This is a genomic window from Thioclava kandeliae (assembly GCF_040297545.1).
In the GTDB taxonomy this organism is placed as follows: domain Bacteria; phylum Pseudomonadota; class Alphaproteobacteria; order Rhodobacterales; family Rhodobacteraceae; genus Thioclava; species Thioclava kandeliae.
Map to the genome: position 1 here is coordinate 80,517 of NZ_JAYWLC010000006.1, position 23,896 is coordinate 104,412.

Genomic DNA, 23,896 nt, shown 5'->3' on the forward strand with positions numbered 1-23,896 from the left:
GCTTGTGGGCTTACCTCCAGATTGAGTGGCGAATTATTGCGAAAATGTTAAAGTCATATCGGCAATTTTTGCCCCATACGCAGTATGGACTGCGCAACTTCGCTCAAGTCCTCGGCATCCCCCGTGTGATGTGCGCGTGCATGCAGAACCAGAGGCGCCAGCAGCTTCAGTGGCGTTTTCGCACCTTTTCGTGAGATCACGATCACCCGCCCCGCATCACGCCCCTGACGCGCCGCAATCGGCAGAATCCGAATCGCCCCAGACCGCCCATGCAGGGCACACAGGATGTCATCGAGCCGGTCGGCATTCTGGATCAGCACCAGATGGCCCGAGGGTTTCAGGCGTTTCAGCCCTTGGCGGATCCATTCGGAAAGCGGAGTCGCCTCGCGTTGGGCCGTCTCGCGACCTGCATCTCGCGCCGCGGTCCCGTTCTGCGGTGCAAAATAGGGCGGGTTGGCGATGACATGATCGAAGCTCATCTGCCGCAGCGCAGCGGGCATCTGCTCCAGATCGCCCTCATGCACGGTAAACTCCAGATCATTGGCCTGCGCATTGCGGCGCGCCAGATCGGCATAGACGGGCTGCAATTCCAGCCCGTGCAGATCGAGCCCCGCCACACGCCGCCCCAGACACAGGCTTGCCACCCCTGCCCCGCAGCCCAGCTCCAACACGCTCTCGCCCGCCTGCGCGCCACAGGCCGCCGCCAGCAGCACCGGGTCCATTGCCGCGCGATAGCCGAAACGCGGCTGGTAGATTCGCAGCGCCCCACCGATGAAATCATCGCAGCTCAGATCTTCGGGGGCAAACATCAGTCCGAGCCGATCTCGTTATCGTCCAGCACCACCCTTGCCCGCGCCAGATCCCCATCCGTGACCATAAGACGACGCGGCAAAATACCTATGCTGCCTTCGAGCACGCTCATATGGACGTCCATTTCAAAGCTGTTTATACCCTCGCCGGTAAGAAGGGCTTTGGCCAAGGCCAATTTCACGGGATTTGTCGTGCGCAGAAGCTCTTTCATCCATCCTCATTACCGTCCGGCCCCGTGCCTGTCGAGATGGGGAGAGCGGGAAGGACAAGGAAGATGAGCCTCGACGACAAGGCAGTAAAACCGCATGACCGGCTTGCGCAGGCTCTCGCCGGCGATATGGAGGCGGTGAATGCCCTGATCCGCACCAAGATGGCCTCGAAACACGCACCGCGCATTCCTGAAGTGACCGCGCATCTGGTCGAGGCGGGCGGCAAGCGCCTGCGCCCGATGCTGACGCTGGCTGCCGCGCGGATCTGCGGCTATGACGGCCCCTATCACGTCCATCTGGCCGCCACCGTCGAGTTCATCCACACCGCGACACTTCTGCATGACGATGTGGTCGATGAAAGCGCGCAGCGTCGTGGCCGCCCGACCGCGAACCTTCTCTGGGATAACAAATCCAGCGTCTTGGTCGGCGATTATCTCTTTGCCCGTGCGTTCCAGCTGATGACCGAGCCCGACAATATGCGTGTGCTGGGCATCCTGTCGAATGCCTCGGCCGTGATTGCCGAGGGCGAGGTGCTGCAGCTGACGGCGGCGCAGGATCTGGCGACCACCGAGGACATCTACCTGCAGGTCATCCGTGGCAAGACCGCGGCGCTGTTCTCGGCGGCGACACAGGTGGGCGGTGTTCTGGCCGAAGCCGATCCGGCCTCGGAAAAGGCGCTGTTCGATTATGGCGATGCGCTGGGTATTGCCTTCCAGATGGTCGATGACCTGCTCGATTATGGCGGGGTGACCGATGTTATCGGCAAGAATACCGGCGATGATTTCCGCGAGCGCAAGCTGACCCTGCCGGTCATCAAGGCCGTGGCGGCCGCCGATCAGACCGAGCGCGCCTTCTGGAGCCGTGTCATCGAGAAAGGTGACCAGCAGGACGGCGATCTGGAGCAGGCGATGGCGCTGATGGCCAAACATGGCACATTGGCGGCCACCCGCGATGCCGCGATCGTCTGGGCCGACCGCGCCCGCGCCGCACTCGGCGCTCTGCCCGACCATCCGCTACGCGCCATGCTGGATGATCTGGCCGATTACGTCGTGGCCCGCGTGCGCTAAGGCGCCGCCTTCAGGACAACATCTGCGCCGGCTGGACCCACCAGCCGGCCTTTTCATTTGCCAGCGTCTCTGCTGCGGTCTCGGCCTGCGTCCGCGTAGCAAAGAGCCCCCAGCAAGTGCTGCCGGAGCCCGAAAGGTTCTGCATCAGGCAGCCCGGTTGCAATGACAGCGCCTCGAGGATCAGGGCGATCTGCGGCATATGCTCCGGCCCCTGCGCGTCCGTCAGGACATCTGCGAAATCGTTGCCATGCGCGGCCAGCCAGAGCGCGAAATCCTCATACCCCATCCCCGGCGGCACATGAAGGACAGGCGCGGGGGCGACGCCCGTCTCGCGCGCCAGAGCCCTGAACATCGCCCCTGTCGGCGTCTCGATCTGCGGGTTGACCAGCACCAGCCAGCTATCGGGCAGAACCGGTGCGGGCACCAGCAACTCGCCGATGCCGCGCATGATCTGGGGCTGCGGCGCCTGCATGCACACGGGCACATCCGCCCCAAGGGCCAGCGCCTCCCCGGCGCTTAGCGGCGGCACATCCCACAGCTCGGCCAAGAGCTTCAGCGCCAGCGCCGCATCGGATGACCCTCCCCCGATCCCGCCACCATGCGGCAGGGTCTTGGTCAGCGTGATCCGCGCGCCCTTCCGGCAGCCCGTTCTTTCCTGCAACAGATGCGCGGCCTTCAGCACCAGATTGCGCCCGTCGACCGGCACACCTCTGGCAAAGGGGCCATCGACCTCAAGCACCAGCGCCTCATGCGGCGCAACCTCCAGCCGGTCGCCAAACCCTGCAAAAACAACGAGGCTCTCGAGCGTATGATAGCCATCCGCCCGACGCCCCGTCACCGCAAGCGACAGATTGACCTTGGCAGGCGCGATACCGGACAGGGTCATTGGACCGCCGGTTGTGCCTTCAGGGGCGCTGCGCCCTCTTCTTTGAGCACCGCATCAAGCCCCATATCCAGCTTGCGCTGTACACGGTCCATATCCACATCCTCGCCCGGACCGAAGGCAATGGCGCGCTTCCACTGGAACCGTGCCTCGCGCTTGCGGCCCACGGCCCAGTAGACATCGCCCAAGTGGTCATTGACCAGCGGATCGACGGATTCCAGCGTGGCGGCCTTCTCCATCTCGGTCACCGCCTCGTCGTAACGGCCCAGACGGAAGAGCGCCCAGCCGAGACTGTCGATGATATAACCGGAATCGGGCGAGTTTTTCACCGCCTCGCGGATCATCTTCAGCGCCTCTTCGAGGTTCTCGCCTTTTTCCACATAGGAATACCCGAGATAGTTCAGCACCGAAGGCTGGCCCGGATTGAGCTCGAGCGCCTTGCGGAACTCGCCTTCGGCACGGTCCCATTTGTCCGACCGCTCATCCGAGATACCGGCGGCATAATAGACAAACCAGTCGCGCGGCTCGGGCGTCTGGATGCGCGAGAGCGCCTTTTGATAGGCCTCGGCAGCCTCGCCGAACCGCTCCTCGCGGCGCAGCATATCGCCCAGCGAGACCCAGACCCCGCGCAGTTCGGGATCGGCTTCGGCCACGGCCTGCACGGTCTTGATCGCCTCCTCGGCTTGGCCGGCGCGCATCATGGTCTCGGCCTTGCCAAGCTCGGCTGCGTAATGCAGCTGGCTCGCGGCATCGATCTGGTCATAGGTGGCAATCGCCAGATCATATTGTTCCTGCTGGTCCAGCACCGAGGCCGCCAGCAGCGTGGCATCGGCATTGCGCGGGTTCAGCCATTGCGCGATCCGCGCATGCAGAAGCGGCACCGCATCCTCGACATCGCCGCCCGAAAGCGCCGCACCGATGGAATAGTAAAGCTCGCCCACACCTTCCTGCGCATCGGTCGCCACATCGAAGGGCAGCGTCTCGCCATCTTCCAGACGTTTGCTCAGCGCGGCAAGCTGCGGATCGAGCGCATCTCCGAAGACCGATTTCAGCAGAGCTACCGCGTCCGCATTACGGTCGAGATTGGACAGCACCTCGACATGGGCCATCACCCCGCGGCGGGTCGCATGGATCGCATCGGATGCCTCGCCCGAGAGGATCTTGTCGGCGCTCTCGAAATCGCCCACCTGCGCCATGGCCAGCGCCTTATGATACTCGGCAAAGCCCTGCAGGCCCGGCAATTTGGCAACCTGATCGAAAGCATCGAACGCATCCGTCATCTTGCCTTGGCCCACATAGACCCATGCGCGGTAAAGCTGGGTGAAGAGTGGCCCGATATTCTGGGTGCTATCGACCAGCTTCAAGGCCTCGTCGAAACGGTCATTGCGCACGGCATCCGCCAGACGCATCAGAAAGACCGGCTGGCTATCGGCCGCATCGGCATCCGTTGCCGCAACCTGATTGGCGATCTCGACGGCCTTGTCGAAATCCCCCAGCACCAGTTGCGCCGTCATCGAGGATTCCGCCACACCGCGATCGATGATCCCCTTCTGCAACAGCTGGGCATAATAGCTCGTTGCAGTCTGGTAATCATTATCCGCAGTGGCAGCCCGCGCGGCGAGATAGGCACCTGCGGCATCGGGTGCATCGGCGGCAAAAGCCATCGGCGCCTGCAGCGCGGCGATTGAAAGGGCCAACGCGCGAACCGGCGTCATTCGAAACGGCATGGATATGTCCTCTCTCGTGTTCCCCAAATCCTAGCCGCGTAGGACACCATACGCAATGAGCCGTGCCACGCCGCCAAGCTATCGCTGCGGCAGAACACGCTTTCTTGACCGGCGCGAGGGGGCAGCGGGGAGATAAGGCGTCATACGAGCAGGCGTTTTCCGTCATGGCCGCGGATTGTTGCGGTCAGGATGGTGCCCTCGGGTTGATCGGTGTCGAAATGCACCTCGGTGAAAGTCTCGGTACGTCCGGCCTGCGGCCCCTCGGTCAGGATCACCAGCTCGCGCCCGACCTGCGCCTGAAGATGCGCCCCGAGTGCATGGTCCCCCGCCTCGCGCAGACGCCGCGCACGATCCTTGATCGCCGTGCCATTCACTGCGGGCATCCGCGCCGCAGGCGTGCCCTTGCGCGCCGAATAGGGGAAGACATGCAGGAAGGTGAGCCCGCATTCCTCGACCAGTTTCAACGAGTTATGGAACATCTCCTCGGTCTCGGTGGGGAAACCGGCGATAATATCTGCACCAAAAACGATACCGGGGCGCAGCCTGCGCGCCTCTTCGCAAAATGCAATGGCATCGTCACGCAGATGGCGGCGCTTCATGCGTTTGAGCACCATGTCATCGCCCGCCTGCAGCGACAGATGCAGATGCGGCATCAGGCGCGGCTCGGTGGCAATCGCCAGCATCAGGTTCTCGTCGGCCTCGATGGAATCGATCGAGGAAATCCGCAGACGCGGCAGATCCGGCACAAGTTTGAGGATGCGCATCACCAGATCGCCCAGGCGCGGCTCTCCCGGCAGATCCGCCCCCCATGAGGTCAGATCGACACCGGTCAGCACCACCTCGTTGAATCCGCGGTCACGCAGACGCTTGATCTGCTCGACCACGACCCCCGCAGGCACGGAGCGCGAATTGCCGCGGCCATAGGGGATGATACAGAAGGTGCAGCGGTGATCGCAGCCGTTCTGGACCTGCACATAGGCGCGGTGGCGGCCGAAGCCGTCAATCAGATGACCCGCTGTCTCCTTGACCGACATGATATCATCGACCTGCACCTTCTCGGTCTCGCCGATCAGGTTGGGCACACGCATCTGCGCCCATGTCTCGGGCAGCATCTTCTCGTGATTGCCGATGACCTTGGTCACCTCTGCCATACCGGCAAATGTCTCGGGCTCGGTCTGCGCGGCACAGCCGGTCACAATGATCGGCGCGTCGGGATTCTCGCGCGCCAGACGGCGGATTTCCTGCTTGGCCTTGCGCACGGCCTCGGCCGTGACCGCACAGGTATTCACCACAACAGCGCCCTCGACGCCTGCCGCGGCGGCGAGTTCCTTCATCGCCTCGCTCTCATAAGCGTTCAGTCGGCAACCAAGCGTGGCAAAGACAGGCGGTTTCATAGGGCACCCAGGAAATCAGAGGTCAGTTCGGCGCGGAACACGAAAGCGGTGGGGCCGGTCATCCAGACGCCATCCTCGCGCCAGTCGATCTCGAGGCGGCCGCCATCAACATCAACGATCACCCGACGCCCCGTAAGACCACGCAGATGCGCCGCCACGGCAGTCGCACAGGTGCCCGAGCCGCAGGCAAGCGTCACCCCTGCCCCGCGCTCCCAGACCCGCATCCGCAGATGGTCGGGGCCGGTGACGGAGGCAAACTCGACATTGGTGCGCTCCGGGAAGCCCGGGTGATGCTCCATCTCGGCGCCCCAGCTTTCCAGCGCGACCTTTTCGGCATCCTCGACAAAGAAAACGCAATGCGGATTGCCCATACCCACAGCCACCGGATCGCCCTCTATCCCCGTCGCTTGCGGATCGCCGTCAAAGGGAATCATCGCAGCGTCCAGAATCGGCGCCCCCATATTGACCGAGACCAGTCCATTGGCTGCACGCTTCGCCTCCAGCTGACCACGATCGGTAGTGAAACGCACATGGTCCTTGCCCAGTTCTTTCATCATCCAGTCGGAAACACAGCGCGAGGCATTGCCACAGGCGCCCGAGAGAGAGCCATCCGAATTATAGAATTTCAGATGGAAATCGGCCTCTTGCGAGGGGCCGATCAGGGCGAGCTGGTCAAAGCCCACCCCGCGATGCCGGTCTGCAAGGGCCTCGGCCAAGGCAGGGGTCACCGGATCGGCGCCATTACGGGCATCGATCACGACGAAATCGTTTCCAAGACCATGCATTTTCATGAAGGCCAGTGAGGACTGGGGTAAAGACGCGTTTTCCATGGGCGCGATATACGCTGCCCGAGAAGTTTTTTCCAGAGATCTCATTTTTTTTGAATTTCGCTGTTGACGCCCCCCGTCTAGGACCGTAGAAGGCGCCCACACCAGCAGGGAAGCACACAGCGAACCGGTTGGAAACGAAAGAAAGTGGGCCGTTAGCTCAGTTGGTAGAGCAACTGACTTTTAATCAGTGGGTCGCAGGTTCGAATCCTGCACGGCTCACCACTTTCACTCTAGAAGCAAAAAGCCTCGCCCAAAGCGAGGCTTTTGTTTTTCTACCTTTTCGCTATCCGTGACAGACAGCCTTGGCGCATCCGCCCCGATCGCAAGCGGCGTCGGACCGCGCGAAAAACCGGCACTGAGCGCAGCCGCCCGCCGGCGAACAATCGCAACAGGATTTTTACGCCGATCAAACACAAACCAGCAGATACCGGACCGCTACGATCTTTCTTGCTGTCTAAATTGAATGAAGAATTTGGAGGCGAGTAGGAGAATCGAACTCCTGTACACGGATTTGCAATCCGCTGCGTCACCACTCCGCCAACTCGCCAGCCAGTGGTGAGGCGCGGTCTAACCGATTGTGCAAGGTCGCGCAAGAGGGTGTGACACCCAAGCAGCATTGATTTTCACATCTTCACCCTGAGACAATGCCTAACTTGCCCCGAAAAGCTTTCTATGTAAGTAATGGCACAACAATCCAGACTGAAGAGTTTAGCAAAATGCAGGACTTCGAAACGCGCCGCGTGGTCATGGTGGACACCCAAGTCCGGCCCAATGATGTAACGAAATTTCCGATCATCGAGGCCATGCTGAATGTCCCGCGGGAAAGCTATGTGCCCGATTCCCTGCGCGAGGTCGCCTATCTGGGCGAAAATCTCGAACTCGCGCCAGGCCGCGTCTTGCTCGAGCCGCGCATTTTCTCCAAGCTGCTGGATGCCCTGAATATCACCGCAACCGACCTCGTGCTCGATCTGGGTTGCGGATACGGATATTCCTCCGCCGTGATCGCGCATCTGGCCGAAGCCGTCGTTGCGGTAGAGGAAGATCCGCTGGCCAAACAGGCCGAAGCAACCCTGGGTGCTGCCGAAGTCGACAATATCGCAGTGGTGCATAACGTGCTCGAACAGGGTGCGCCGCAACATGGCCCCTTCGATGCGATCATTATCGAGGGCGCCGTCGAGGAGGTCCCCACGGCCATTATCGACTCCCTCAAGGAAGGCGGCCGCATCGGTGCCGTCTTTATGGAAAACAATCTCGGGATCGCGCGTATCGGCACCAAGACCGATGGTGTGGTGAACTGGCGGGATGTGTTCAACGCAGCAGCGCCGGTTCTCGAGGGCTTCCGCAAAGTAAAAAGTTTCAGCCTGTAACGCGCCCCATCGGGCATATCGCAGGATGTCTATCCAAAGCCCTCGCCGTCAGGCCGGGCAGATAACATAGCAGAGGCATGACGGGCAAAATGTTCAAATCACTTGTATTGGCCGCAGGAACTGTAGGGTTCATGGCAATCGGATCGGCGATGGCAAGCGCAGAGACGCTCGCCGATGCCATGATCTCCGCATATAAGAACTCCAACCTTCTGGAGCAGAACCGCGCCACGCTGCGGGCCGCAGACGAGAATGTTGCACAGGCGGTTGCCGCGCTGCGTCCTGTCGTGCAATGGACTGCGGATTATGGCTGGAGCAAGTCGGAAGGCGTGTCGTCCTCGACGGGCCGCGAAGTGACCACCGAAGGCTCCTCCGCCTCGACCGCACTGAGCGCCTCGATCACGCTATTCGATTTCGGGCGCAACCGCCTGACCGTCAGCTCGCAGAAAGAAGCCGTCCTGGCCACCCGTGAGACCCTGCGCTCGATCGAGCAGCAGGTGCTTCTGGCCACCGTTCAGGCCTATTCCGATGTGAAGAGCGCGCAGGAACAGGTCTCGATTAACCAGAACTCGGTCCGTGTGCTGCAAGAAGAACTCAACGCCACCAATGACCGTTTCGATGTGGGCGAAGTCACCCGCACGGACGTGTCGCTGGCCGAAGCCCAGCTTGCCTCGGCTAAGGCCTCGCTGGTAAGCGCGCAGGGCTCGCTCGTGACCGCGCGCGAGGATTACAAGGCCGCAACTGGCCATTATCCGGGTCAGCTGGCACCGCTGCCCAAGGCTCCCAATCTACCGAAATCGCGCGACGAGGCCGCAAGCACCGCACAGCGCAACCATCCCAGCATCAAATCGCTGCAGCATTCGGTGACGATCTCGGAAATCGCGATCCAATCGGCCAAAGCGAACAAGCTGCCGGAAGTCACCGGTTCGCTGTCGCTCTCCAATGACGAGGGCGGCTATGTCGGCCAATCCGCCAGCATCGGGCTGAGCCAGACACTCTATTCGGGTGGTGCACTGGATTCGGCCTATCGTCAGGCCGTGGCAAACCGGGATTCAGCCCGTGCGGAACTGCGTCAGGAAGCCGTGGATGTGGCGCAGGCCGTGCTGTCGTCCTATTCCTCCATCGACGTCTATCGTGCCCAGATCCGCTCCTATGACGAGCAGATCCGCGCCGCCAATGTCGCCTATGACGGCGTGAAGGAAGAGGCCACCCTCGGTGCCCGCACCACGCTGGATGTTCTCGATGCAGAACAGGATCTTCTGGATGCTCGCGCCTCGCGTATCACCGCCGAGGCCGATTTGCAGGTAGCGTATTATCAACTATTATCTAATATGGGTTTGCTAACGGTGGAAAACCTGAAGCTGGGGATCCCGACCTACGATCCGGCCGCATATTATAACGTTGTGCATAATGCGCCGCTGACCAGCATCCGGGGCGAGAAGCTCGATCGCGTTCTGAAGGCGATCGGCCAGAAATAAGCGCCTCCACCGTTCCGCGGGCCCGCCACCGGGCCCGCCTTGTGTGAATGTTCGGATCCGGGTGGCACTGTCTCTCTCCGGGTCGCCTGCCGGATTGGAGAGCCTATGGCCGAGCCCGAGAAAAAGATCGAAATCGAGGACGTCCTGTCCTCCATTCGCCGTCTTGTCGCGCAAGATCCACTTCGTTCCAACACGCGCATATCTCCGGAAAGCCCCGATCCCGAGCCGGAAGAGGCTCTTGTGCTGACGGCATCGGATCGGGTAGAGGACGCGCCTGCCCCCTCCTTTGCGGAAGAGGATGAGGCGGCAGAGGCCTATGACCCAGCCACAACCTTCGCGATGGCGGGAGACGACGCCCCCTTTACGGATGAAGCCCCGCAGCCCGAAAGCGCCATGACGGACGCGGATGCCGAGACTGACTTCGGGGCCTCCGCCGATACCGAGGAAAGCCTCGATCAGGAATGGGAAGCGGTCAACCAGACCGCTCCCGCCCATGACTGGCCCGAGAGCGAGGAGACCGATATTTCCGACACTGAAGCCGATTTGTCCGAAACAGCCGCCTTCGACGCTGCAGAGATGGATCACACCAGCCCCGATGCACCGGAGATGACCGATGATGTGCTGCAGCTGGAACCGCATATGCAGACCCGGCCAGCCAGCCCTCTCCCGTCTCCGGCTCAAACTCCGCTCCTTCCCTCGGTCGGGGAGGATTTCGAGCCGGAGGAGGGCGATCCAGCCCCTCTGGCGGGCGCGCTGAACGCATTCGGTCATGGCGGCACCGCAACCGGCAAGACAACCTCTCCCGTAACGACGGCATTCGGCGCCACGGAGCCGGAAGACGACATCGGCACGGCCTTCCCTGCTTTTGAGGGCGGAGATGATGATGGTCCAGCGGAGGCGGAGCCTGCCGGGATCAATGCTGTGGAGGAGCCGGACAGCGAAGACCCCGATCTCGCCTCGCAGGACTGGGCCGCCGAGCCGGACGGAGCCTCGCCGGAAGCAGACTGGCATCCCGAAGAGGACCTTCCCCCCGAGCTGGAAACCGCAGCCGAGGCGCTAGCCGGATCCGTTGTCGCAGCGGCTGAGGTCGATGTCCTGCGCGAAGCCACCCGCAGGCTGCATCTTACCCGCCCCGCAACCGAGCTGACGGCCGAGAGCGCCCGGCAAGGCGTTGCACGGCAGAGCCCCTCCGATGGCGCACCGGTCTTTGACGAGGACGCCCTGCGCCAGATGGTCGGGCGTATGATCCGCGCCGAGTTGCAGGGCGCTCTGGGCGAGCAGATCACCCGCAAGGTGCGCCGTCTGGTGCGGCAGGAAATCAACCGCGCCCTGATTTCGCGCGAATTCGAATAGGTCCTCGGCCGAAACTACGTCAACATCCCTGCCCCGAGATTTTCTTGCGGCATACGGGGCAGGAGAGTATAGGCAGGGTATGACTCGGATTTTTGACATCATGGAACGTGTTCGCCTACGCGAACGCTTCTACGGCGAAAGCCGCTCGGTCCTCGCACGACTTTGATGCGCCGCCTGTTCAGGCGGCCTTGTGTCATGCCTGAACCTCCCTGAGTAATTCCACAGCTATCCCTATGAAAGTGAGAGCCATGTCTGCTCCGAAGACCCTTTATGACAAAATCTGGGACGCCCATGTCGTTTCCGAAGACGAAGACGGCACCTGCCTGCTGTATATCGACCGCCACCTCGTCCATGAAGTGACCAGCCCGCAAGCCTTCGAGGGCCTGCGCATGGCGGGCCGCAAGGTGCGCGCGCCGGAAAAAACCATTGCCGTTCCGGATCATAACGTCCCCACCACGTTGGATCGTGCCTCCGGCGTGATCGAGAACGAGGAATCCCGCATTCAGGTCGAGGCACTCGACAAGAACGCCAAGGATTTCGGCGTGAACTATTATCCGGTATCGGATGTCCGTCAGGGCATCGTGCATATCGTCGGTCCCGAGAACGGCTGGACGCTGCCGGGCATGACCGTCGTCTGCGGCGATAGCCACACCGCGACCCATGGTGCATTCGGCGCGCTGGCGCACGGGATCGGCACCTCGGAAGTCGAACACGTTCTGGCCACGCAGACACTGATCCAGAAAAAATCCAAGAACATGAAGGTCGAGATCACCGGCAAGCTGAAGCCGGGCGTGACCGCCAAGGACATCACGCTGGCCGTGATCGGCGCCACCGGCACCGGCGGCGGCACCGGCCATGTCATCGAGTATTGCGGCGAGGCGATCCAGAGCCTGTCGATGGAAGGCCGGATGACCGTGTGTAACATGGCCATCGAAGGCGGTGCCCGCGCGGGTCTGATTGCGCCCGACGAGACGACTTTCGAGTATGTCAAAGGCCGTCCGCACGCGCCCAAGGGTGCGCAGTTCGAAGCCGCTCTGAACTGGTGGAAGACTCTCTTCACCGATGAGGGCGCGCATTTCGACAAGGTCGTCACGCTGAAAGGCGAAGAGATCGAGCCGGTTGTGACCTGGGGCACCTCGCCCGAAGACGTTCTGCCGATTTCTGGCGAGGTTCCGGCACCGGACTCGTTCAAGGGCGGCAAGGTCGAGGCGGCCAAACGCTCGCTCGACTATATGGGCCTCGAACCGGGCACCAAGCTTGAGGATATCGCGATCGACGTGGTGTTTATCGGGTCCTGCACAAATGGCCGTATCGAGGATCTGCGCGCTGCCGCAGAAGTGCTCAAAGGCCGTAAGGTCGCCGAAGGCGTGCGCGCGATGGTCGTCCCCGGCTCGGGACTGGTCCGTGCGCAGGCCGAGGAAGAGGGTCTGGACAAGATCTTCCTGGATGCAGGTATGGAATGGCGTATGGCAGGCTGCTCGATGTGCCTCGCCATGAACCCCGACCAGCTGGCCGAGGGCGAGCGCTGCGCCTCCACCTCGAACCGTAACTTCGAGGGTCGTCAGGGCTACAAGGGCCGCACCCATCTGATGAGCCCGGCAATGGCCGCCTGTGCCGCTGTGACCGGCAAACTGACCGATGTGCGCAAGTTCATGGAACTGGCGGACGCATAAGGAGCGACGACAATGGAAAAATTCGAAAAAGTTACCGGTATCGCCGCCCCCATGCCGCTGGTCAATATCGACACCGATATGATCATCCCCAAGGGCTTCCTGAAGACGATCAAACGGACCGGCCTCGGCGTGCATGCCTTCGCCGAGATGCGCTACAACCGCGATGGCAGCGAGAACCCCGATTTCATTCTCAACAAACCCGCCTATCGCGAGAGCCAGATCCTGATCGCGGGCGACAATTTCGGTTGCGGTTCCTCGCGCGAGCACGCGCCGTGGGCGCTGGCGGATTTCGGCATCAAGGTGGTCATCTCGACCTCCTTCGCCGATATCTTCTTCAACAACTCGTTCAAGAACGGGATGCTGCCGATTGTGCTGCCGCAGGACGCCGTTGATACGCTGATGAAAGACGCGGAAAAAGGCGCCAATGCGCGCATGACGGTGGATCTCGAAGCGCAGGAGATCACCACCTCCGAAGGCACCGTGGTCAAGTTCGACGTCGATCCTTTCAAGAAGCACTGCCTGCTGGAAGGCCTCGATGATATCGGCCTGACACTGAACAAGGCCTCCGCCATCGACAGCTTCGAGGCACAGGCCGCGCAATCGCGCCCGTGGGTCTGAACGAGCGGGTCTCAGGCAGGGGGCTTCCCCCCGCCGATCCCAAATGAAAAGGGCCGCCTCTCGGGGCGGCCCTTTTCATTGCTTCACATGAAACAGCGCTCAGGCGCCAAGTGCTTCATCCACGGCTTTCTTGAAATCATCCCAAGCCATGTTGGAATATTTCTTGCCATTGATGAAGAAGGTCGGCGTGCCATCCACCTTGTCTTCTTCGGCATGTTTCTGGAAGGTCGCAACCATGTTGCGGGCGCGGGTCTGGTCATTGAGGCAATTCTCGATCGCGTCCTTGTCCAGACCGGCCTTAAGCCCCAGCGCGCGCAGATTGGCGGCGATCGTGGCCTGCTGGCCATCACCGATCCAGTCTTTCTGCTCGTCGAAGATCATATCCGCCACGGCGTAATATTTCATCTCGCCGCCGCATTGCGCCAGAAGCCCTGCCCAGAGGCCGAACTTGTCGAAATAGACCTCGCGCATGATGAAACGCACCTTGCCGGTGTCGATATATTCCTTCTTCAGCTTGGCCCATGAGGTCTCGTGCCAATGCGCGCAATGCGGGCAGGTGAAGGAGGCATATTCGATGATCGTCACCGGTGCATCTGCCTGACCGATCGGGATATCGGGCAGGATTTCCGCCTTGGGCGTGTCAGCAGCATCTTCGGCGGCGGCAGGCGTTGCAAAGCCGGTCATGGCGCTCTGGCCGCGGCTGCTGATCCAGCCCCCCAATGCAGCCACAACGGCGGCACCGGAAATCCCGAGCAGGAAGGAACGTCTGTTCATAAGTTAGCCTTTCTTCTGGTCAGACCGCTTGGCCGACTTCATCAACACATTCTGCGCCAGCATCTCCAGCGCGGATTTGAGCCCCGGATCCTTGCAATCGGCCGCTGTCGCTTGGGCCTGTGCACGGATTTCGGGAGTGGGTTCGGGCCGCGCCTTGGGGGCTGCGGTAAACTGCGCCTGCCCATCGGCAAAGCCTGTGGGCGCGGTCTGGGTCAGTGTGATCCGCGAGATCGCATTATAGCCGTAGCAGGCATTCACCTTCTCGCGGATCCGCGGGATCTCCATCTGCATCATCGGACCCGCGGCGCCAAGCGTCAGCAGGGTCAGGGTGGCCCCCATCCCATCCCGCGCATAGCCGATTTTCACGGGGCGGCACTGGGCGGCGATTTCCTCACCCACGATCTCGGACCAATGGGTCAGAAGCCGCGTCACGGCAAAGCCGCGTGTCTCGCCCACCGAGCGGATGCGGTCTTTCAGCAGGCCGGAGGCGGATTCGAACCCCCGCATCCGGCGCGAGGACATAGGGTTATAGCCGGAGCCTTTGCCCCGTTTCGCTTTCCCCGTATCGCTGGTCGTCGTTTTCTTTGCGGCCATCTGTCAATCTCGCGTTCAACTGTTATTTTAGGCACTCCGAGGCCCGATACCAACCACTTGCCGATAAGAGAGCATAAATATTGCGTGACGTAGCCGATATCAGCCCCGCCCTACTGGCATGGTATGACCGAAATGCCCGCGTTCTGCCATGGCGCACAGGGCCTGCGGACCATGCAAAGGGGCTGCGGACCGCGCCCTATCGCGTCTGGCTGTCGGAGGTGATGCTGCAACAGACCACCGTGGCCGCCGTGCGCGACTATTTCCGCGCCTTCACCACCCGCTGGCCGACCGTCACCGATCTGGCGCAGGCGGAGGATGGTGATGTCATGGCGGCTTGGGCGGGGCTCGGCTATTATGCCCGTGCGCGCAACCTGTTGAAATGCGCCCGTGTTGTGGCGTTCGAGTTGGGCGGAGAGTTCCCGCAGACCGCACGCGAGTTGCAGGCATTGCCCGGTATTGGCCCTTATACGGCGGCGGCCATCGCCTCCATCGCCTTTGACGAGCCCGCCACCGTGGTGGATGGCAACGTGGAACGTGTGATCTCGCGCGTCTTCGCGCTGACCGATCCGCTGCCCGGCACACGCCCTGAAATCGCACGGCTGGCGGGGTTGGTTACGCCCACGCACCGTGCGGGCGATCATGCGCAAGCGATGATGGATCTGGGCGCCACGATCTGCACGCCGCGCAATCCGGTCTGTGCGCTTTGCCCGCTGATCGAGATCTGCGAGGGCCATGCGCAGGGTATCGCCGCGAGCCTTCCCGTCAAAGCGCCCAAAAAGGTGAAGCCCACACGCTTGGGCCATGCCTATGTGCTCACTGGCCCCTCCGGCGAGGTGCTGGTCGAGCGCCGCCCCGATCGCGGGCTTCTGGGCGGCACGCTGGGCTTTCCGACCAGCGACTGGGCCGAGACGCTCCCCGCTTTCGCGCCCCCCGTCACGGCTGACTGGACGCAAGCCCCCACCGACGTGCGCCATACATTCACCCATTTCCATCTGGTTCTGACCGTTCATCGCGCAACCGGCCATATGGAAGGGATGCTGGGCGATAACGCGTTCTCGCCCGAGGATCTGCCCACGCTGATGCGAAAGGTCTGGGAGGCGGCGCAGACTGCTCCTGCCAAGTAGCCGCTGCGCAAGCCCGATTGCACCCCCGCGCCCATCATGTCTATGCTGGCGGCGAATAACGGAGGCCCGATATGTCCACACGCGAAGAGCTGGCCCAGCCGGAACGCGCCCTGCCTTTCTGGCTGTCTCTGGGGACGATTCCGCTGGTACTGATCGAGATGATGTTCGGCGGCTGGACGCTGATCCTGCTGCCGCTCTATGCGTGGTGGGTGGTGACGCTTCTCGACAAGATCCTTGGCAAGAATGCCGACCAGCCGGATGTGGACACGCCCGAGGAGGATCTGTTCTGGTATCGCGCGATTACCATGGCATGGCTGCCGCTCCAGCTCTGCGTGATCTATGGCACGATCTATTTCGCGACCCATGACAGCGGGATGAACCTTATTGAAATCGTGGGGCTTTTCTTCGGGGTAGGCGTAATCTCGGGCACGATCGGCATGGTCTATGCGCATGAGCTGATGCACCAGAAAAACCCCGTGGAACGCTGGCTGGCCGACCTGCTGCTGGCCTCGGTACTCTATTCGCATTTCCGCAGCGAGCATCTGCTGGTCCATCATTCATGGGTGGGCACCCCGCGCGATGCGGTGACGGCGCGCTATAACGAGGGCTTCCACCGCTATTTCCTGCGCGTGTTGAAAGACTGTCCGACCTCGGCGCTCGAGGCCGAATGCCGCCGGCTCGACCGCGCGGGCCGCCCGCATTGGGATCTGTCGAACCCGTTCTGGCGCTATGCGGGGCTGCAGCTGGCGGCACTTCTGCTGGCCTTCATGGTGGGCGGGATCTTTGGCGTGATCCTCTTTGCACTTCAGGCGATTTTTGCGATCTGGCAGCTGGAGCTGACCAATTATATCGAGCATTACGGGCTGACACGGCGCTATCTAGGTGAGGGCAAATACGAGCATGTCCAACCGCATCACAGCTGGAACGCCTCGCATACTGCCTCGAACTGGCTGCTGATCAACCTGCAGCGCCATTCCGACCATCATTACAAGCCCAGCCGCCGTTTCCCGCTTTTGCAGACCTATGCCAAATCGGAGGCGCCGCAGCTTCCCTTGGGCTATCCGGCAATGACCACGCTGGCGATGTTCCCCCCCCTCTGGCGGCGACGGATGAACCCGCGGGTGCGGGCATGGCGGTCGCAGTTCTACCCCGATATCGAGGATTGGTCGCCCTATAACATGGGGCTTTTCCCTAATCCACGCGGCTCGGTGTGACGACACGCATCGTCAGATTGATCCGGCCGGGCTGTTTGAGAAGCAGGCTGGTGCCCGCTGCGATCCGGTCCACGCCGTGATAACGCAGGCGGGCCGCGCCCTCCATCACCACCACATCGCCCGAGCGTAGCCAGAGGCTTTCGGTCTTGCCGCCGCGCTCCAGATTGCCGATGCGGAAGAGCGCCTCGTCCCCGAGCGAGACCGACACGACCGGCTGGCTCAGATCGCCCTCGTCGCGGTCCTGATGCATGCCCATTTTCGCCTCCGGCCCGTAATAGTTGATCAGGCAGGTCTCGGGCGGGCGGGCTTGCGGCACCAACGCGCCCCAAAGCGCCGTAAGGACAGGCGGGATCGGCGGCCACGCGCTCCCTTGCGGGTGGTGCGGCGCATAGCGGTAGCCTTTCGCATCCGACATCCAGCCGAAATTCCCCGCCGAACTCATGCGCACCGACATCTGCGCGCCCGAGGGCGTAACCGGCGAGAAAAGCGGGGCCTTGCGCAGGATTTCGCGCAGATCCGTCACCAATCCGGCCTGCTCTTCGGGCGTGAGCCAGCCCTCATAGACCCTAAAACCACGCAACTCCCGCGCTTCGGGCCGCACCAGAGACGGGTCAGGCGGGAGATTTGCAGGCGGGTTCGAAAAATCTGTTCGATTCTTGTCATCTTCGGGCATCTCGAAACCTTGCAGCAGCATTTTGCCCTCCTTATATAGCTTCCGAAGCCGATTGCAGAGCCCGCGCCAAAGGTCGTGTAATGTTATCGGAAGCTAAAACTGCAAACCCTGGGATGGGAGGCAGGGGCCTTGACGGACCTGTTTCCCGACATCGCCAAAAGAAGAGGTATTGATATGGGTAAAGTCATCGGGATTGACCTCGGGACCACCAACTCCTGCGTCGCCATCATGGACGGCGCACAGCCGAAAGTCGTTGAAAACTCCGAAGGCGCACGCACCACGCCGTCGATCGTGGCCTATACCGACGAAGAACGTCTGGTCGGCCAGCCGGCAAAGCGCCAAGCGGTTACCAACCCCACCAACACGATCTTTGCCGTGAAGCGCCTGATCGGCCGTCGGACCACCGATGCCGAAGTGCAAAAGGACAAGGATCTCGTGCCCTATTCCATCGTTGACGGTGGCAATGGCGACGCATGGGTCGAAGTGAAGGGTGAGAAATACTCCCCCGCTCAGGTTTCTGCCGTGACCCTGCAGAAGATGAAAGAGACCGCTGAATCCTATCTGGGCGAGGAAGTGACGCAGGCCGTCATCACCGTTCCGGCCTATTTCAACGATGCTCAGCGTCAGGCCACCAAAGATGCCGGCAAGATCGCGGGCCTCGAGGTTCTGCGTATCATCAACGAGCCGACCGCCGCCGCACTGGCCTATGGTCTGGACAAGAAAGACAGCAAGACCATCGCTGTTTATGACCTTGGTGGCGGCACCTTCGATATCACCATTCTGGAAATCGACGACGGTCTGTTCGAAGTGAAATCCACCAACGGGGACACGTTCCTTGGCGGTGAAGACTTCGATATGCGCATCGTCAACTTCCTCGCCGACGAGTTCAAGAAAGAGCACGGCGTTGATCTGACCAAAGACAAGATGGCGCTGCAGCGTCTGAAAGAAGCGGCTGAAAAAGCGAAGATCGAACTGTCGTCGAGCCAGTCGACCGAGATCAACCAGCCCTTCATCTCGATGGACGCAAAAACCGGCACGCCGCTGCACATGGTCATGAAGCTGACCCGTTCGAAGCTGGAAACCCTCGTGGGCGACCTGATCAAGAACTCGCTCAAGCCCTGTCAGGCAGCGCTGAAGGATGCAGGCATCTCCAAGGACGAGATCGACGAGGTCGTTCTGGTCGGCGGTATGACCCGTATGCCCAAAGTCGTTGAGGAAGTGACCAAATTCTTCGGGAAAGAGCCCCATAAAGGCGTGAACCCCGATGAGGTTGTGGCTCTTGGCGCGGCGATCCAGGCCGGTGTTCTGCAAGGCGATGTGAAAGACGTTGTTCTTCTGGACGTGACCCCGCTGTCGCTTGGTATCGAAACGCTGGGTGGCGTGTTCACCCGTCTGATCGACCGCAACACGACGATCCCGACCAAGAAATCCCAGATCTTCTCGACCGCTGAAGACAATCAGAACGCTGTGACGATCCGCGTGTTCCAGGGTGAACGCGAGATGGCTGCCGATAACAAGATGCTCGGCCAGTTCAATCTCGAGGATATCCCGCCGGCACCGCGCGGTATGCCGCAGATCGAAGTGACCTTCGATATCGACGCCAACGGTATCGTCTCTGTTTCGGCCAAAGACAAAGGCACGAACAAAGAGCAAAAGATCACCATCCAGGCATCGGGCGGCCTGTCCGACGAGGATATCGATCGCATGGTGCGTGACGCGGAAGAAAACGCCGAGTCGGATAAAAAGCGCAAGGAACTGGTCGAGGCGACCAACCAAGGCGAGAGCCTGCTGCACTCGACCCGCAAATCGCTCGAGGATCACGGCGACAAGGTCGATGGTTCGACCGTCGAGGTGATCGAGCTGGCGGCCAACGCGCTGGAAGAAGCTCTCAAGTCGGATGATGGTGCCAAGATCAAGGGCGCGATCGCCAACCTGCAGGACGCTGCGATGAAACTCGGTGAGGCCATCTACAAGGCCGAGCAGGAGAAGGCTTCGGCGGAAGAGGACGCGGAAGAAGCAGACGACAATCGCTCGCCGAGCGATGACGACATCGTCGACGCTGATTTCGAGGATCTCGGCGAAGATCGTAAGCGCAACTGATCGGCTTGGAACAATGTGGACGGGCCCGCTGCTAGGGCGGGCCCGTTTTCATGTTCTCCGAAGGGAGCTATAGAATGGCAAAAAAGGATTTCTACGAGGTTCTGGGCATCCAGAAAGGTGCCTCGGCCGAAGAGATCAAGAAGGCCTATCGCACGAAAGCGAAAGAGCTTCACCCCGACCGGAATTCGGATAATCCGAACGCCGAAGCCATGTTCAAGGAAGTGAACGAGGCGCATGACGTTCTGAAAGACCCCGAGAAGAAAGCGGCCTATGACCGTTATGGCCATGCGGCCTTCGATGGTGGCATGGGTGGCGGTCGTCCCGGTGCGGGCTACGGCCAGCAGGGCGATTTCGCCTCCGCTTTCTCGGATGTGTTCGAGGATCTCTTTGGCGATTTCATGGGTGGCGGCGGTGGTCGTGCCGGTGGTGGCGGGCGTTCGCGCGCAACCCGCGGCTCGGATCTGCGCTATAACCTGCGTGTGACGCTGGAAGAGGCGTTCAAGGGCGCCCAGAAACAGATCAATGTTCCGGGTTCCGAGAGCTGCGACAGCTGCCATGGCACGGGTGCCGAGGGCGGCGCCGAGCCGCAAACTTGCCCCACCTGCGGTGGCATGGGTAAGGTCCGGGCACAAAACGGTTTCTTCACCGTGGAACGCACCTGCCCCACCTGTGGCGGCCAAGGTCAGGTGGTGAAAAACCCCTGCCGCAAATGCCATGGCGCGGGCCGGATCGAGAAAGACCGCACGCTTTCGGTCAATATCCCTGCGGGGGTCGAGACCGGCACACGGATCCGTCTGGCCGGTGAGGGCGAGGCAGGTCTACGCGGCGGGCCGTCCGGAGATCTTTATATCTTCATCGAGGTCAAGGAACACGAGCTGTTCCAGCGCGACGGATCGACACTCTTCTGTCAGATCCCCGTTTCCATGGCCAGCGCGGCTTTGGGCGGCGAAGTCGAGGTGCCGACAATCGACGGCGGTCGCTCGCGGGTGAAAATTCCCGCAGGCAGCCAATCGGGTCGGCAGATGCGGCTGCGCGCCAAGGGGATGCCCGCACTGCGCGGTGGCGCGGTCGGTGATATGCTGATCGAACTGGCGGTTGAAACGCCAGTCAACCTGACCACGCGCCAGAAGGAAATTCTGCGCGAGTTCGAGAAGATCGAGGCAGAGAACAATCCGCAAGGGGCGTCCTTCTTCCGGAAGGTGAAAAGCTTCTGGGACGGGATGACCGGATAAGAAAAGCCGCCCCTCGGGGCGGCTTTTTCAATAGCTGCGGGAATAGCTTCCTGACAAGCCGGACGAGAGCGCGAAGGCAGAGACGGTCTGGTAATGCTCTTTGGTGTAGACCATCGAGGTCTGGTTCTTGCTCTCGACCTTCTCGACACCCACCGCCTCATGCGACCAAGCGGTTTCGGTTGTCACCGATACATTCAGCTCGCCATTGGCGATCTGGTCCTTCATGTCGGCCACAAGCGCGGCTTTCTGACCCGCCCGCGCCATTTCCTTGCCCTTCTCGAGGAAGGCCATAGCGGCTTCGGTATCCTGCCCCGTCATGGCGAACAGGCGTAGAAGCGCGCGCTGGCGCCCCCATTCGGCCTTGCTCTGGCTGGCATCGATCATCTGCTCCGCGCGGTCGCCCAAAGCCTGATCGATCAGGCTCTGTGTCTCGGCCTCGGTTTCGGCTTCCAGCATCCCGGTGCGGAAATCCTGCTGGCTCCCGAGAATGGTATCAGCCTGCTGCAGCGTCCCGACATAGGCGGACAGCGCTTCGGCTCCACCCTTGTCCCAGACTTTCTGTGCCTCCTTGGTCAGCACGGCCTCGCTATCGCCCTCCAGCATCGCCTGCGCCGAGGAGATCTCGGATTGCAGCTGGCTACGGATATTCGTCATCAGGTCCAGTTCCATCTCGGAGGCCGAAACAGGGCGAGCGAGCTTAGACTCCTCCACCGTTATCTCGGGCGTGCGCACCGACGATTCGGAGATCGTGACAACAGCCACGTCCTGCACACGGCCAGATTGTGTCTGATAGCCGCGAATATGGGTTCCTAACCCCGAATAGAGACCGATCATCACACCGCTCCTTACACCCCGCTGCCATGATCGCGTTTTGTGGTGAAGAATGTGTAAGGAATGGCAAGCTGAGTTCGAAGATGGTGAACGGGTTAAGGATTTATTCACCATACGCACGGCATTCTGGGGATATGAAACAGTCGCCCCGCCACTTCAACGAAGCTCCGATGCCGCTTTTCGGCCATCCAGACGAGGCCATCGCCCCGCATCCCGTGGGGCGGGCTCCGGACGGGCGCCAATCGGTGCGCCTGCCCTCCTATATCAAGGATCACCGCAAGCGGTTGCGCACACGTTTCATGGACGGCGGGGCGCAGGCCCTGCCCGATTACGAGATGCTGGAGCTGGTGCTGTTCCGCGCGATCCCGCGGCAGGATGTGAAACCTCTGGCGCATCGGCTGATGCAGGCGTTCGGCGATTTCGGGCGGGTGCTGGCAGCCCCACCCTCGCGGCTTGCCGAGATCGAGGGCGTTGGCGAGGCGGTCATTATCGAACTGAAGGTGGTCGAGGCCGCAGCCCACCGGCTGGCCCGCGCCAAGGTGATGCACCAGCCGGTGCTCTCCTCATGGGATGCGCTGCTGGATTACTGCCACACCGCGATGGCCCATCGCGAGACCGAACAGTTCCGCGTGCTCTATCTGGACCGCAAGAATACGCTGGTCGCCGATGAGGAGCAGTCGCGCGGAACGGTCGATCATGTCCCCGTCTACCCGCGCGAGGTCGTGAAGCGCGCGCTGGAGCTGAACGCCTCGGCGCTCATTCTGGTGCATAACCACCCTTCGGGCGACCCGACGCCCTCGGAGGCCGATATCTCGATGACCGAGCAGATCAATCGTGCGGCAGGCGTTCTGGGGATCGTGCTGCATGACCATCTGATCATCGGAAAAAGCCGCGAACTGAGCTTCCGCGCCGAGGGTTTCCTGTAAGCGGAATGCCCCTTGCCGACCTATCTTATTGGCCGGCCTTGCTCAGATCCGGAAGATCCATGACCACCGAACCGCCCTGCTGGTCGCATTCGGGCATCATGAGATTGACGGCTGTGACCGGATGTAGCTTGCTCCGGTCCGCCCATGCGATACCGCCTTCGAGTGTCTGGCCGCAGCTCTCGCCGGTGACCGGCGCATCCACACTCAGGCGGGTCTCGCCAAGCGCAAGACGGGTCGAATAGACCTCCGCCTGCTGGCCATCCCCGACCGCGGAAAACCGTGTGACATACCCATCCGGAGTGCCCTCCGTATCGCCCTTCCTGGCAGAAAGATGCATGGCAACGGGACGCGCCCATGACAGGACCACACGGTTCCAGTCCTCCGCCTCGGGCTGCTCGACCCCCGCCGAGGCCACGCCCCCCACGCTGGCCACCGTCAGACAGGTCTGGGCCAGCATGGCAGGCACGAGCCCGCGCCACTGGCCCTGCGCGTCCAGTTTTACGTCGAATTGCAGGCCGGGCTGGGTCAGGCTGGCCACGACACCCCCATTGCAGGCGTCGGTATACTCCACCGAAATCATACCGTTTTCCGAGGGCTCGAGCTTGAGAACAGGCGCCGCGCAGCTGGTTGCCTGCGCAAGCTGCAGACGCGCTTGGGCGGGTTGGTCAAGACCGCCCTCCCCCGAGAAACTGGCCGAGTAGATCCGATCCTCCGGCATCTCCGGCAGAGGGAGATCGGAGACCGGCGTCCGCGTGGGTGCCATCGTCAGAACGGGCCGCGTGCCCAGAGCGCTGGCCAGATGCCCGTCACTGACGGGACGCGCGATATGGGGCACGGCTGCATCGGCGGTGGAAACGCCCAGCTGGGCAAAGATCTGGTCGGCATGCTGCATGAACTGGCTGCAAGCCACGGCTGTTATACCGGTGCCCAGAATCAACGAAATCTCGCGCATCTTCTGTTTCATCTCGCTCTGCCTGCTCGCTCTTTGGCCATCCGCTCTTTGGCGCTTAATGCTTACTTAA

At 61.6% G+C, this 23,896-nt stretch carries 22 protein-coding genes and 2 tRNA genes; 12 read left to right on the plus strand and 12 right to left on the minus strand.

What is annotated here, in order from left to right; translation table 11 throughout:
* Positions 1-53 precede the first annotated feature (53 nt).
* Together VSX56_RS09480 and VSX56_RS09485 are read right to left on the minus strand one after the other, a co-directional pair.
* Complete coding sequence (locus VSX56_RS09480) at positions 54-809, minus strand: tRNA1(Val) (adenine(37)-N6)-methyltransferase (RefSeq protein WP_339113992.1); 756 nt, start codon at positions 807-809, stop codon at positions 54-56.
* The gene (locus VSX56_RS09485) at positions 809-1,021 is read right to left on the minus strand and encodes a putative signal transducing protein (RefSeq protein WP_339113991.1); all 213 of its coding nucleotides are present in this window, start codon (positions 1,019-1,021) and stop codon (positions 809-811) included. Before VSX56_RS09485 ends, VSX56_RS09480 begins: the two co-directional genes overlap by 1 nt.
* A gap of 63 nt (positions 1,022-1,084) precedes the next feature.
* Between VSX56_RS09485 and VSX56_RS09490 the strand changes: the two genes are divergently transcribed.
* A complete protein-coding gene (locus VSX56_RS09490) occupies positions 1,085-2,086 on the plus strand; it encodes a polyprenyl synthetase family protein (RefSeq protein WP_339113990.1) in 1,002 nt (333 codons plus the stop codon).
* Positions 2,087-2,096: 10 nt separating this feature from the next.
* On the opposite strand, the gene VSX56_RS09495 is transcribed toward VSX56_RS09490, so the two are convergent.
* The 4 genes from VSX56_RS09495 to dapF form a co-directional block, all read right to left on the minus strand.
* Positions 2,097-2,972, minus strand: coding sequence for a 4-(cytidine 5'-diphospho)-2-C-methyl-D-erythritol kinase (locus VSX56_RS09495; RefSeq protein ID WP_339113989.1), 876 nt, complete (start codon positions 2,970-2,972; stop codon positions 2,097-2,099).
* Positions 2,969-4,696: a tetratricopeptide repeat protein gene (locus tag VSX56_RS09500; protein WP_350936647.1), complete on the minus strand. Its 1,728-nt coding sequence runs from the start codon at positions 4,694-4,696 to the stop codon at positions 2,969-2,971. Before VSX56_RS09500 ends, VSX56_RS09495 begins: the two co-directional genes overlap by 4 nt.
* Before the next feature lie 140 nt (positions 4,697-4,836).
* Positions 4,837-6,090 carry a tRNA (N(6)-L-threonylcarbamoyladenosine(37)-C(2))-methylthiotransferase MtaB gene (gene mtaB, locus VSX56_RS09505; RefSeq protein ID WP_350936650.1) on the minus strand — a complete coding sequence of 418 codons (1,254 nt, stop codon included), beginning with the start codon at positions 6,088-6,090 and terminating at the stop codon, positions 4,837-4,839.
* Complete coding sequence (gene dapF, locus VSX56_RS09510; protein ID WP_339113986.1) at positions 6,087-6,920, minus strand: diaminopimelate epimerase; 834 nt, start codon at positions 6,918-6,920, stop codon at positions 6,087-6,089. Before dapF ends, mtaB begins: the two co-directional genes overlap by 4 nt.
* 146 nt (positions 6,921-7,066) lie before the next feature.
* Between dapF and VSX56_RS09515 the strand changes: the two genes are divergently transcribed.
* Positions 7,067-7,142: transfer RNA gene (locus VSX56_RS09515), tRNA-Lys, on the plus strand.
* A gap of 251 nt (positions 7,143-7,393) precedes the next feature.
* Here VSX56_RS09515 and VSX56_RS09520 read toward each other — a convergent pair.
* Positions 7,394-7,467: transfer RNA gene (locus VSX56_RS09520), tRNA-Cys, on the minus strand.
* Between the two features lie 169 nt (positions 7,468-7,636).
* On the opposite strand from VSX56_RS09520, the gene VSX56_RS09525 reads away from it, so the two are divergent.
* The 5 genes from VSX56_RS09525 (at position 7,637) to leuD (ending at position 13,406) form a co-directional block, all read left to right on the plus strand.
* A complete protein-coding gene (locus tag VSX56_RS09525; protein ID WP_350936654.1) occupies positions 7,637-8,287 on the plus strand; it encodes a protein-L-isoaspartate O-methyltransferase family protein in 651 nt (216 codons plus the stop codon).
* 89 nt (positions 8,288-8,376) lie between these two features.
* Positions 8,377-9,762: a TolC family outer membrane protein gene (locus VSX56_RS09530; RefSeq protein WP_350936656.1), complete on the plus strand. Its 1,386-nt coding sequence runs from the start codon at positions 8,377-8,379 to the stop codon at positions 9,760-9,762.
* 105 nt (positions 9,763-9,867) lie between these two features.
* On the plus strand, positions 9,868-11,115 hold the full coding sequence (locus VSX56_RS09535) for a hypothetical protein (RefSeq protein WP_350936658.1): 1,248 nt from the start codon (positions 9,868-9,870) through the stop codon (positions 11,113-11,115).
* A 248-nt stretch (positions 11,116-11,363) separates the two neighbouring features.
* Positions 11,364-12,788, plus strand: a complete 1,425-nt coding sequence (leuC, locus tag VSX56_RS09540) for a 3-isopropylmalate dehydratase large subunit (RefSeq protein ID WP_339113963.1) — start codon at positions 11,364-11,366, stop codon at positions 12,786-12,788.
* 12 nt (positions 12,789-12,800) lie between these two features.
* A complete protein-coding gene (gene leuD / locus VSX56_RS09545) occupies positions 12,801-13,406 on the plus strand; it encodes a 3-isopropylmalate dehydratase small subunit (RefSeq protein ID WP_339113962.1) in 606 nt (201 codons plus the stop codon).
* A 99-nt stretch (positions 13,407-13,505) separates the two neighbouring features.
* On the opposite strand, the gene VSX56_RS09550 is transcribed toward leuD, so the two are convergent.
* On the minus strand, positions 13,506-14,180 hold the full coding sequence (locus tag VSX56_RS09550) for a DsbA family protein (protein WP_339113961.1): 675 nt from the start codon (positions 14,178-14,180) through the stop codon (positions 13,506-13,508).
* A 3-nt stretch (positions 14,181-14,183) separates the two neighbouring features.
* Complete coding sequence (locus tag VSX56_RS09555) at positions 14,184-14,702, minus strand: DUF721 domain-containing protein (RefSeq protein ID WP_339114449.1); 519 nt, start codon at positions 14,700-14,702, stop codon at positions 14,184-14,186.
* Positions 14,703-14,854: 152 nt separating this feature from the next.
* Here VSX56_RS09555 and mutY point away from each other — a divergent pair, with 152 nt between their 5' ends.
* Together mutY and VSX56_RS09565 are read left to right on the plus strand one after the other, a co-directional pair.
* Positions 14,855-15,898 carry an A/G-specific adenine glycosylase gene (gene mutY / locus VSX56_RS09560; RefSeq protein ID WP_350936662.1) on the plus strand — a complete coding sequence of 348 codons (1,044 nt, stop codon included), beginning with the start codon at positions 14,855-14,857 and terminating at the stop codon, positions 15,896-15,898.
* Between the two features lie 71 nt (positions 15,899-15,969).
* The gene (locus tag VSX56_RS09565) at positions 15,970-17,112 is read left to right on the plus strand and encodes an alkane 1-monooxygenase (protein WP_350936664.1); all 1,143 of its coding nucleotides are present in this window, start codon (positions 15,970-15,972) and stop codon (positions 17,110-17,112) included.
* On the opposite strand, the gene VSX56_RS09570 is transcribed toward VSX56_RS09565, so the two are convergent.
* Positions 17,090-17,806, minus strand: a complete 717-nt coding sequence (locus VSX56_RS09570; RefSeq protein ID WP_339113958.1) for an alpha-ketoglutarate-dependent dioxygenase AlkB family protein — start codon at positions 17,804-17,806, stop codon at positions 17,090-17,092. The two genes, VSX56_RS09565 and VSX56_RS09570, sit on opposite strands and share 23 nt — an antisense overlap.
* A gap of 153 nt (positions 17,807-17,959) precedes the next feature.
* Here VSX56_RS09570 and dnaK point away from each other — a divergent pair, with 153 nt between their 5' ends.
* Together dnaK and dnaJ are read left to right on the plus strand one after the other, a co-directional pair.
* The gene (gene dnaK, locus VSX56_RS09575) at positions 17,960-19,885 is read left to right on the plus strand and encodes a molecular chaperone DnaK (RefSeq protein WP_350936666.1); all 1,926 of its coding nucleotides are present in this window, start codon (positions 17,960-17,962) and stop codon (positions 19,883-19,885) included.
* Positions 19,886-19,959: 74 nt separating this feature from the next.
* Positions 19,960-21,117: a molecular chaperone DnaJ gene (gene dnaJ / locus VSX56_RS09580; RefSeq protein WP_339113956.1), complete on the plus strand. Its 1,158-nt coding sequence runs from the start codon at positions 19,960-19,962 to the stop codon at positions 21,115-21,117.
* A gap of 27 nt (positions 21,118-21,144) precedes the next feature.
* On the opposite strand, the gene VSX56_RS09585 is transcribed toward dnaJ, so the two are convergent.
* Complete coding sequence (locus VSX56_RS09585; RefSeq protein ID WP_350936670.1) at positions 21,145-21,951, minus strand: hypothetical protein; 807 nt, start codon at positions 21,949-21,951, stop codon at positions 21,145-21,147.
* A 131-nt stretch (positions 21,952-22,082) separates the two neighbouring features.
* On the opposite strand from VSX56_RS09585, the gene radC reads away from it, so the two are divergent.
* Entirely contained in the window at positions 22,083-22,874 is a 792-nt protein-coding gene (gene radC, locus VSX56_RS09590; protein WP_350936672.1) for a RadC family protein, read from the plus strand.
* Positions 22,875-22,899: 25 nt separating this feature from the next.
* Here the strand turns inward: radC and VSX56_RS09595 are convergent, their stop codons facing one another.
* Positions 22,900-23,838 carry a hypothetical protein gene (locus tag VSX56_RS09595; RefSeq protein WP_350936674.1) on the minus strand — a complete coding sequence of 313 codons (939 nt, stop codon included), beginning with the start codon at positions 23,836-23,838 and terminating at the stop codon, positions 22,900-22,902.
* Between the last annotated feature and the right edge of the window lie 58 nt (positions 23,839-23,896).